The sequence below is a fragment of the Bradyrhizobium sp. 31Argb genome (assembly GCF_043638955.1).
Classification (GTDB): domain Bacteria; phylum Pseudomonadota; class Alphaproteobacteria; order Rhizobiales; family Xanthobacteraceae; genus Bradyrhizobium.
In genome coordinates this window covers 1-10,250 of sequence record NZ_JBEGDB010000286.1, presented here as the reverse complement: position 1 = coordinate 10,250, position 10,250 = coordinate 1, and the positions used below count along the sequence as shown (strand labels likewise).

At 66.3% G+C, this 10,250-nt stretch carries 7 protein-coding genes; 2 read left to right on the top strand and 5 right to left on the bottom strand.

Going from position 1 to position 10,250, the window contains the following annotated elements; genetic code table 11:
• Positions 1 to 254: 254 nt before the first annotated feature.
• Entirely contained in the window at positions 255 to 1,118 is an 864-nt protein-coding gene (locus AAFX91_RS34385) for a LysR substrate-binding domain-containing protein (protein ID WP_130583447.1), read from the bottom strand.
• A 97-nt stretch (positions 1,119 to 1,215) separates the two neighbouring features.
• Between AAFX91_RS34385 and AAFX91_RS34380 the strand changes: the two genes are divergently transcribed.
• Both AAFX91_RS34380 and AAFX91_RS34375 read left to right on the top strand, forming a co-directional pair.
• A complete protein-coding gene (locus AAFX91_RS34380) occupies positions 1,216 to 2,136 on the top strand; it encodes a DMT family transporter (protein ID WP_130583446.1) in 921 nt (306 codons plus the stop codon).
• Between the two features lie 92 nt (positions 2,137 to 2,228).
• Positions 2,229 to 3,569, top strand: coding sequence for an NRAMP family divalent metal transporter (locus AAFX91_RS34375; protein ID WP_130583445.1), 1,341 nt, complete (start codon positions 2,229 to 2,231; stop codon positions 3,567 to 3,569).
• Positions 3,570 to 3,571: 2 nt separating this feature from the next.
• Here AAFX91_RS34375 and AAFX91_RS34370 read toward each other — a convergent pair whose 3' ends face one another.
• The 4 genes from AAFX91_RS34370 to AAFX91_RS34355 all read right to left on the bottom strand — a co-directional run bounded on the left by AAFX91_RS34370 (position 3,572) and on the right by AAFX91_RS34355 (position 9,887).
• Complete coding sequence (locus tag AAFX91_RS34370) at positions 3,572 to 4,354, bottom strand: TIGR02186 family protein (protein WP_394569528.1); 783 nt, start codon at positions 4,352 to 4,354, stop codon at positions 3,572 to 3,574.
• Positions 4,351 to 5,280 carry a sulfite exporter TauE/SafE family protein gene (locus AAFX91_RS34365; protein WP_394569527.1) on the bottom strand — a complete coding sequence of 310 codons (930 nt, stop codon included), beginning with the start codon at positions 5,278 to 5,280 and terminating at the stop codon, positions 4,351 to 4,353. Before AAFX91_RS34365 ends, AAFX91_RS34370 begins: the two co-directional genes overlap by 4 nt.
• A gap of 309 nt (positions 5,281 to 5,589) precedes the next feature.
• Positions 5,590 to 6,258: a hypothetical protein gene (locus AAFX91_RS34360; protein ID WP_394569526.1), complete on the bottom strand. Its 669-nt coding sequence runs from the start codon at positions 6,256 to 6,258 to the stop codon at positions 5,590 to 5,592.
• Between the two features lie 242 nt (positions 6,259 to 6,500).
• The gene (locus tag AAFX91_RS34355) at positions 6,501 to 9,887 is read right to left on the bottom strand and encodes a hypothetical protein (protein WP_394569525.1); all 3,387 of its coding nucleotides are present in this window, start codon (positions 9,885 to 9,887) and stop codon (positions 6,501 to 6,503) included.
• Between the last annotated feature and the right edge of the window lie 363 nt (positions 9,888 to 10,250).

Here is a 10,250-nt window from a genome sequence, read left to right as displayed (position 1 = left end):
CTTTTTGTTGCACGGGACCCACGGGTGCAACCAGCACCCGGCTTTCCCTGCGCCCTCTGTTCGATGAGAGGGTGGAACGTGACGCAAGCTCGGGCAGTTCATGCCGCGAGAATGCGAACTCACATCCCCTCCGCTGTTTGAAATTTGAATCACAACTCGCGGCGAGGCCGTAGGGTGGGCAAAGCGAAGCGTGCCCACCCTCACGAGCGGAGTGCTGATGGTGGGCACGCTTCGCTTTGCCCACCCTACGCCCGCTACGCCGCTTTCGCCTGCACGGTGTCGCAGAACTCCGCGAGTCTGTCGGCAAGCCGCAGTGTGGCGGGGCTGGCGGCGGGGGAGGCGAGCAGGGCGACTTCGGTCCTGTCGATCGGGGCAAAACCGTCTTTTGCCGTGAGCACGCGGTGATCGGCCTGGATCGCGATCTCCGACAGGATGCTCAGGCCCATGCCGGCGGCGACCGCGGCCTGGATGCCGGAGAGGCTCGAGGACGTATAGGCCATGTGCCAGGCGCGGCCCGCGCTCTCCAGCGCATGGATCGCGCCGGCCCGGTAGAGACAGCCGGCCGGAAATCCGATCAGCGGCACCGAGCCGCTGCGCGTATCGCGCGGATGCGTCTTGCTGGTGACCCAGTGCACCCGTTCCGGCCACGCCGCGATCGCGCCCTTCTCGCCGGCGGTGCGCTTGAGCAGCGCCAGATCGAGCTCGCCGCGATTGAGATCGCGCTGCAGGTGCATGCTCTGGTCGGCGCGCACGTCGAGCCGGAGCGTTGGATGCGAGCGCGAGAAGGCGCCGAGCAGTTTTGCCAGCCGATAGGCGGCGAAATCCTCGGGGATGCCGAGCCGGATCGCGCCCTGATAGGTCGGTCGCGTCACGACATCGCGCGCCTCTTCGGCGAGCGCCAGCAGCCGTCGTGCATAGGAGAGCAGCCGCTCGCCGGCTTCGGTCGGGGTGACATCCTTGCCGTTGCGGACCAGGAGCGGCTGGCCGACATCTTCCTCCAGCCGCTTGATCTGCTGGCTGACGGTGGATTGCGTGCGGTGGACGCGCTCGCCGGCGCGGGTGAAGCCACCGGCATCGACCACCGAGACGAAACTGCGCAGCAGTTCCAAATCGAACATGGCGGCACCTATTCAAAAATCCACTGGCTGCCAGTCTATCATTTAATTTCCAAATGGGAAGGCGAGGCCCTAGATGGAAGGGCCAAGGAGAATTCACATGTCGCTCGCCCCTTCGATTGCGGCTCCCCGTCAAGGCTTCAATCGGCTGCCGCTATTGATTGCTCTGTTCTGCCTGCTCTGGAGCTACGCCTTCATTGCCGGCAAGATCGGCGTCACCGATTGTCCGCCGCTGCTCCTGCTCACGGCGCGATTTTCGCTCGCGGGCATCCTGATCCTCGGCTTTCTGGCGCTGCGCCGCGAGGGCTGGCAGCTCTCCTGGCGCGATGTCGCGGTCTATTCGGTGCTCGGCGTTGCCAACAACGCGCTCTATCTCGGGCTTGGCTATACCGGGCTGAAGACAGTCTCCGCCGGCATCGGCGGGTTGATCGTCTCGGCCAATCCGGTGTTCACGGCGGTGCTGGCGGCGCTGTTCCTCGGCGAAGTCTTGACCTGGCGCAAGGTCGCGGGCCTCATGCTCGGCGTTGTCGGCGTCGCCTTCATCGTCTGGCACCGGATCTCCGTCGGCACCGAGCATATGGAAGGCATCGTGTTCACGCTGGCCTCGCTCGCCTCCATCGTCACCGGCACCATCCTGTTCAAGCTTCTCGCACCCAAGGGCGGCCTGTGGATCGGCAATGGCATCCAGAATCTCGCCGGGGGGCTGGTGCTCCTGCCATTCGCGTTCACGCTCTCGAGCGTCTCCGAGATCGTGCCGAGCGCGCGGCTGCTCGGCGCATTCGCATTCCTGGTGTTCGGCGGATCGATCCTGGCTTACGCGCTGTGGTTTCATCTTCTGAAAGTGTGCGGCGCCACCGCCGCGAGCGCCTACCACTTCCTGATGCCGCCGCTCGGCATGCTGTTCGCATTCCTTGTGCTCGGCGAGCATGTCGAGTCCCGCGATCTGCTCGGCATCATCCCGGTCGCGCTCGGCATCTATCTCGTGACCCGTCCAACCGCCGCGCCCGCACCGCGCGCCTGACGACATGTCTTGCTTGTGCCACAACGAGGAGCCAGGTACAGCGCCGGGAACCGAACCACCTCCGGTTCGTTGTCGCGGCGACTGGACCGGGTATGACGCAACACAAGGCATCGACTGGCAATCACGTAAGACCCGGCGATAAGCCGGCCTCCAAGGCCAAGCCGCGCCAGCCCTTCGAACTCAAGCGCTTCCTGCAATCGCTCGGCCCCGGCCTGATCACCGGCGCCTCCGACGATGACCCGTCCGGGATCGGCACCTACAGCCAGGCCGGCGCGCAGCTCGGCTACGGCATCGGCTGGACCATGCTGTTCACCTTTCCGCTGATGGTGGCGATCCAGGAGATTTCGGCCCGCGTCGGCCGCGTCACCGGCCACGGCATCTCGGGCAATGTGTGCCGGCACTATCCGCTGTGGCTGCTCAACATCGTGGTCGCGCTGTTGTTCATCGCCAACACGATTAATATCGCGGCGGATCTCGGCGCCATGGCGGATGCGGCGAAGCTCCTGGTCGGCGGGCACGCTATCCTCTACGTGCTGTTCTTTGGGGTGGCGTCGGTGGCGGCCCAGATCATCCTCGATTACAAGCGCTACGTCGCGGTGCTGAAATGGCTGACGCTCAGCCTGTTCGCCTATGTCGCGGCGCTTGCCTTCGCCCGCATCTCCTGGGGCGAGGCGCTTGCCGGCATATTGATTCCAAGGCTCGATTGGAACGGAAACTATTTCACCACCATCGTCGCGATCTTCGGCACCACGATCTCGCCCTATCTGTTCTTCTGGCAGGCCTCGCAGGAAGCCGAAGACCAGCGCATCGACGCCAGGAAGCAGCCATTGATCGAGAAGCACTACGGCGCGCGGAAGGAATTTTCCCGCATCCGCGCCGATACGATCGTCGGCATGGCGTTCTCGAACCTGATCGCGCTCTCGATCATCGTCACGGTCGCTGCGACCTTGCATGTGGCGGGGAAGACCGACATCCAGAGCTCGGCGCAGGCGGCAGAGGCGCTGCGTCCGATCGCGGGCCCGTTCGCGGAGGCGATCTTCGCGCTCGGCATCGTCGGCACCGGGCTGCTTGCCATTCCCGTGCTCGCGGGTTCAACCGCTTACGCTGTCGGCGAGGGACGCCAGTGGCCGGTGGGCTTGGCGCGCAAGCCGAAGGAGGCGGTTGCCTTCTATGCCGTGCTGGCGCTGTCGGCCGGCTTCGGCATCGCGCTGAATTTCACGCCGATCAACCCGATCTCGGCGCTGTACTGGAGCGCGGTCATCAATGGCGTGCTCGCCGTTCCCGTGATGGTGCTGCTGATGTTCATGGCGCGCCGCCACGACGTGATGGGCCGGTATATCATCACCGGCCCGCTCTATTGGCTCGGGTGGCTGTCGACGATGGCGATGCTGCTGAGCGTGGTTGCGATGGGCGTCGGGCTCTTCGCGTCGTGACGTCAATCGCGCCGGAACACGATCGAGGCCATCCAGCCGGTCATCAGCGCCATGGCGGCGGTGACGAGGCCGTAGGCAAGGCCGTTCTGCCGCGCGGTATTGGCGACGAACTGCTCGAAGCCGACCTTGACGATCTCGAAGGCAGTATCGGCCTTGGTCACCAGCGCGCCGTCGGTGAACAATTTGATCTCGACACTATAGGTGCCGATCGGCACCTCGGCCGGCAGCGGAATGGTGGTGCGGAACAGGGTCGGGGTCAGGAAGGTGACCGCCGAGGTCTCCTCGCGATACAGCCCGTGCTCGATGCGCAGCCGCACGAAGGCGCTGCGGAAGACGTCGTTGGGAACGACGTCGGCATAGTCAGGGCCGACGCGCTGCATCAGCAGCACATTGTTGAGCCCGAGCTGCTGGCGCCGCTGCACCTCCGGCGAAGCGATCTGGTCGAAGGGGCGGTTGGAGAACAGGGCGAGATAGGTCGGCACCTGCAGGAACTGCCGGTAATCGCTGTTGATCCAGATCCCGAATCGGCGTTCCTTGCGCCGCGTCACCATGTCGGCGCGGGGGCCGATCACGCTCACCACGAGGTCGTAATTGGTGCGGCCGGGCGGGGTATCGGCATCCCTCTCGACCGAGCCGAACAGCACCAGTTCCTCGCCGGAATAATTCGGCGTCACCGTGACGCGGTGGTTCGAGACCGAAACGATCAGCCGCTCCGCACAGGCCGGGCTTGCAGCGAGGATCGCAACGAGCAGGCCGGCGAGAACGAGGAGTGCGCGGGCGGTCATGGCGGGGCCCCGCCGGTTTCGCGGATGGTGAAGAGATCGGCGGGGCGGATCACGAGCTCGACCGCAAAGCGGATGCCGACCGCGAGCACCAGGAGCCCGAGCAACAGCCGCAAATGCTCGCCGCGGATCTTCTGGCCCGCGCGCGCGCCGAACTGCGCCCCGGTGACGCCGCCGACCATCAGGATCAGGGCCAGCACGGCATCGACCAGGTGATTGGTCACCGCGTGCAGCAGGGTCGCGAAGATCATCGTCACCAGCGTCAGCACCATCGAGGTGCCGATCACGGTCGAGGTCGGCACCCGCAGCAAATAGATCATCAGCGGCACCAGGATGAAGCCGCCGCCGATGCCCATGACGGCGCCGATGAAGCCGATCACGAGGCCGACGAAGATGACGGGAATGATGGAGAGATAGATCTTGGAGCGCTTGAAGCGCATCTTCAGCGGCAGGCCGTGGATCCAGCCGTGGCTGCCCGGGCGGCGCAGCGTGACGGTGCCGCCGCGGCGGGTGCGCAGCATCGCGCGCAGGCCCTCATAGGCCATCGCCCCGCCGACCGCGGTGAGCAGCACGACATAGGACAGCCCGATCATCAGGTCGAGCTGGCCGAGCGAGCGCAGATAGGTGAAGGTCCATACCCCGAGCGCGGTGCCGATCGTGCCGCCGCTTAACAGGATCAGCGCCAGCGTCGGATCGATCGCGCGGCGGCGCCAATAGGAGATCGCGCCGGAGAAGGAGGAGGCCGCGATGTGGCTCGCGACCGAGGCAACCGCGACCGCCGGCGCGATGCCGATGAAGATCAGAAGCGGCGTCATCAGGAAGCCGCCGCCGATACCGAACATGCCGGAGACGAAACCGACCGCCGCGCCCATCGCCAGCACGAGGAAGATATTGACGGGAATATCGGCGATCGGGAGGTAGAGCTGCACGCGCGGTCGCTTCTTATAATGCCGCGGGGCTGGCGTACGGCCAGCCCACGGCGCGGTTTTCTGATCGAGCTTGCGGGCAGCGGAATCCGACGCGGAGACGGGCGCGCGGATCGGTTGCCGCGCCCTTGAATAACCGAAATCGCCGCGACGAGGGACTATAGAATCCGCCAACGCGGACTTTTTTGTCGCACCCAGAGCATGATCCCGAAAAGTGGAAACCGGTTTTCCGAAAAGATCATGCTCAAACAAAGAGATGAGATCATGATCCGATTCCGTCCAATCGGATCATGATCTAGGTCGGCCGTCGCCTCACGGTCGGCCGATGGGATCGGTAATCAGGTTCATCGCCGCGGCTTCCTTGGTGCCGAGCCAGCGGATGTCCCTGGTTTGTGACATCGCCTCGACGACGGTGGAGGACACGCCCATCCTGGTCATGTAGTGCAGGACGGCACCGGTGACGCGCTGGGTGTCGGCGACGGGGTCGGCAACCGGCGCCGTGGTGACGAACCGGTGGACGCCCAGCATCGAGCCCTCGATGCCGTAGCGGGTCGTGCCACCGGCAAAGGCGAGGACGCAGGCGCTGGCGCAATAGGCCGGGCGGATCCGGCCCGAAGCATCAGCAACGCCGACGGCGGTCGTGAGCCCGTGGGACCGGATCATTTCGCCGATGATGAGCGCCTGATTCAGATCGCCGCCCGGAGATGACAGCAGGACGACATCGCCGGGCGCCAGATGGGCCTCATCCAGCCTGTCGCGGAACCAGTTCGCGGCGGCCGGGCCAATCTCGCCCCTGATGGCCAAAGCGGGCCGAGAACCGATCGCGCCGCCGAGATCGGTCTTGCTGATCAGTTTCGAACTCAGGCTCGGCGAAAAATACTGGTCTCTCCAATACGCCCAGGCGTCGGGCCGCGACAGGTCTCGATAGGCGCGGATGCCGACGCCGGAGATCAGGAGGGCGAATATGACAATCGACCACATCGACCACCGCCAGGCGGACCGATGAGGCGACTGCGCTTTCGGCTGATCGATCGACTGGCGTGGTGGTGCTACGCGGGGCCCGGTCGGCGAGCTTCGGTAGCGACCTTCGTGGTCTTGGGCTGACAAACTGGTTCTCTCGGCGCTGGCAGCTACCCGCGCGGGGGCGCGGCCTTTCTACACAGCTTCAGCGCTGAGATACATATGGCGACGCCGCACCGCGGCGTCGTGCGTCTGTCATAATTTTAATGCGCGATCGAGGCGGTGCGCTTCTGTGACGCCGCCCTGGCCGCGGGCTTAGCCGCATTGGGCGGCACGGTCGCCGCGTCCCAGCCGCCCGGCGGGGTCGCGGCGTTGACGGCGTCGTCGGGCTGCGGCTCGGCGGTGAAGGTCTGGATCGCGAGCTTGGCCGCGGCCAGCGATTGAGCGTCGAGGCGCTTGGCGACATCGTCGCATTTGTGGCTGGCGTCGGCGTCACCCTGGGCTGCGGCGAGGCTGAACCATTTGAAGGACTCGGCCAGGTTCTGCTCGACGCCGATACCACGGGCATAGAGGATGCCGAGATTGAACTGGCTGTCGGCGACGCCGCGGTCGGCGGCCTTGCGGAACCACTGCGCCGCGCTCTTGTAGTTGGCGCCTTTGCCGCCGCCATCGGCATCGAGCACCGCGAGATTGTGCATGGACTTGGCGTTGCCACGCTCGGCGGCCTGCACGTAGTAGCGCCGCGCGGTGTCGACATCCTTTTTCACGCTGAGCCCCTTCTCATAGAAGGTTCCCAGCCGGAAGATCGCGGGCACCACGCCGGCCTGCGCGGCGCGCTCGTACCACTTTGCGGCCTCGTCATAATTGATCGGAACGCCCTTGCCTTCGGCGAAGCGCACGCCGACCTCATAGGCCGCGGCCGGATCGCCCCTCAGCGCCGCAGCGCGCAGCACCGGGCCGCCAATGGCATCAGGCAGCCGCTCGCTCGGCGGCACCTGCACCATCATAAGCCTGCCGCCCATCGGCGCGACGGACGGCGCGGGGATCGAGCCGGTGATGTCATTGTTCGCAACGGGAGATGGGGACGGCGCGGGCGCCGGCGGGATCGCCACCTGCGAGCCGTCGAGCATGTTCGGCGCGGTGCTGTTGTTGGATTGCCGGCCGAGCGGGGTCGGCGAAGTCATCAATGGCGCCGCAGGGGCCGGCGCGGGCGCGGGTGCGACAACCGCAGTGTCGGCCGGCGGCTGGGCCGCGGCGGGGGCATCGCTCGACCTCTCCATCGGCGGCATCTGCGGCGAGGTGCCGCTATCGAGCAGGATCATCGCCACCTTGAAGGCGCCGAGCACGATGACCACCACACTCGCGCCGACCAGCAGCGAGCGGATCTTTGACGTGATGGTCGAGGGCTCCTTGCCCTCGGACTTGCCCTGAGCCTTGTCGACCGGCTTGGCCTTGGCTGCCGCCTTGGCCCCACCACGTCCGCCCTTCTCGGTGGCGGCCTGGGCGGCCGCGGCCTGGGCGGCGCGGCGTGCGGCGGCGATGAAGCTCGACGTGGAGACCGGCTCTTTAGTGGAGGGCGAGATCTCGCTGATCGCGCTCTCCGACGCGGCGATGCGTTCGGTGGGCGTCGGCACCCGTCCGGTCGGGCGCGTGCCCGGCTCGAGCGGATGATCCGGCGGCAGGTCCGGCTCGAGCGCGGCGCGGACCGCGGCGTGCGGCTCCAAAATCTCGCTGATCGCGCGCGGCGGGAGCGGCGGCGGAACGGGTGCAGCCTCCACCGGCATGGCCGCATGGAAGTCGCGCGGCGCGGCCGCGAAATGTTCCTGTATCGCGGGATTAGGCAGCTCGGGCTTCGGCTGCGGCATCACTGTCTGCGGCATCGCGGCGCGCGGCGGCTCGGGCGCCGGTGACGGCGTGGCCGGCGCGGAGCGCACGGTGCGCAGATCGTTCTCGATCATCGCGAGGCGATCGACCACATGGCCGAGCGTATTGTGCACTGTCTCGAGCGAATCCTGCGTGCGGCGGTCGGTTTCCGACTGGCTGTAGCGGATATCGGACAATTCGCGCTTGACCATATCGACGAGGCCAGGGTCGAGCGGCTGCGGCGCCGGCGCGCCGGCATTGCGGCTCGTCTCGGCCAGCGACACGAGATTGGCGTGCTGGCGTTCGAGATGGCGCAGGATGTCCTGCAGCCCTTCCTCGACGCGCCCGAAATTGCCGGACTGAGGATTGGAGAAGGTTTCCAGGCGTTCGAGCAGGTAGGAGACACGCTGTTCAAGATGCGCGAATGCCGAGGCGCTGTCATTTCCGACCTGCATGCGGTCGATCCGTTCCGACAGCGTACGCACGGCGTCTTCGAGATGTTGCGAGTGCTCGGTTGGCGCCGGGCGCTCGCGGCTTTCCAGGGTCGAGGCCAACGCGGCGATCCGCTGCTCGAGGACCGCAAAGGCATCGCCGTGGTTGCCGGCGCGCGCGAGCTCGTCGACCTTGGACGACAGCGTCTGCACGTCCTCGGTGAGCCGTGCCAATGCGTCGTTGGAGGCGATATTGGAGACGATCGCGCGGAGCGCGGCGATTGCGCTCTCGAGCTGATGCACCGTCGAGGGATCGTCGTTGGCGCGCAGGATCAGATCGAGCTTGGCGCCGAGATTGCGGATCGCCTCGTCATAGCCGGCGAGCTGCTCGGCCGGGGTGAGCGAGCGCAGCACCTCGCGGATCTCGGACAGCGCACGCTCGATGCCGGAGAGCGCCTGGCCGTCGGCACCGTTCTGCCGGTTGTCGTCGATGCGGCGCGACAGCGAGCGGATCTCGCTTTCGAGCGATTCGATCGCGCGGCGCGGCATCGCCTCGGTGAGCGCGGCGCGGATTTCCGCAAGCTCGCTCCGGAACGCGGCGATCGACTGCTCGACATGATCGGGCCGTTGCAGCGCCTCGATCTGGCTCGTGATCTTGATCAGATAACGCTCCAGCGAGGAGAAGTCCGGTCCAGCCGGTGCCGGCGCGGCAGGTGCCGGTGCAACCGGAGGAGCATGCGCGGCCACTGGCGGAACGCTTGGGCCCGTCGGCTGAGCTGCGCCCATTGGCTGAGCGTGGCGCGGCGGCATCTGCCGCGGTGGCGGATTGTCGAGTTCGTTCTGGCGTGCGGTGATCTCCGCGATCGCGGAATCGAAAGAGGCGGGACTTAAGGGCGGCGACGGACGGTAGACCTTTGCGGCAGCACGCTCGACGGCTTCCGCCTGGCGCTGCCGGTCCGGCATCTGGGGCTGGCGCGCCGCGGCAGCGGGATTTGAAATCTGTGACAGCCGCGCATCGAGCCGCGAGATCGCGTCGTTGAGCTGGCGCGCGACGTTGGACTGGCCGCGCGCAGCGTCGCTGCGCGGGGCGTCATTGCGCGGCGCGGGCCGCGCGATTCGATCGATCTGCTGGGTGATCGCATCCAACCGTTGATGAATGTCGGCGACGTCTCGGCTTGCCTGGCTCGGCATCGCGGGCCGCGCCTGGTCATTGCGGAGATCCGGCGGCGCCGGCTCGCCGATGGTGGAATTGAGCCAGTCGTTCAGCGACATGCCGGCGCGCCGAGCCGCAGCCTCGGCCCTTTCGCGGACGGATGGATCGATGCTTTCAACACTCCACGATACGCGCGAATTCATGATTCCGTCCGGTCCCGACTAAGGCGTCCACACCCACGCCTGCAGCCTCCCCGTACGTCCCGATTGAACAGACAATCGAATTCCGCGCGGGGCGTCTGCCTTAGCCGTCGACTTTTTCGCGTTACGGTAAAGAACGGGTTAAGGAATGGCGCCGCGGGGCTCTAAAGTTACCTTTGCGCGGAACTCGCATCGCGATGCCCGTCGTCCCGGCCTCCGAGCCGGGACCCATAACCCCGACTATGTGTTGTGAAACGTGCAAGTCGGCCCGGCGTCTTCCAACCACAAACCCTGTGGTTGATGGGGTGGACGGCCCCCTACGGCATCAGTTGTGCCAGAATGAGGTTGTCGAAATCTCAAACGAGG

Coding starts and splice junctions, on each gene's coding strand:
- AAFX91_RS34385 (WP_130583447.1), bottom strand. CDS start 1,118: ATGTTCGATTTGGAACTGCTGCGCAGTTTCGTCTCGGTGGTCGATGCC.
- AAFX91_RS34380 (WP_130583446.1), top strand. CDS start 1,216: ATGTCGCTCGCCCCTTCGATTGCGGCTCCCCGTCAAGGCTTCAATCGG.
- AAFX91_RS34375 (WP_130583445.1), top strand. CDS start 2,229: ATGACGCAACACAAGGCATCGACTGGCAATCACGTAAGACCCGGCGAT.
- AAFX91_RS34370 (WP_394569528.1), bottom strand. CDS start 4,354: ATGACCGCCCGCGCACTCCTCGTTCTCGCCGGCCTGCTCGTTGCGATC.
- AAFX91_RS34360 (WP_394569526.1), bottom strand. CDS start 6,258: ATGTGGTCGATTGTCATATTCGCCCTCCTGATCTCCGGCGTCGGCATC.
- AAFX91_RS34355 (WP_394569525.1), bottom strand. CDS start 9,887: ATGAATTCGCGCGTATCGTGGAGTGTTGAAAGCATCGATCCATCCGTC.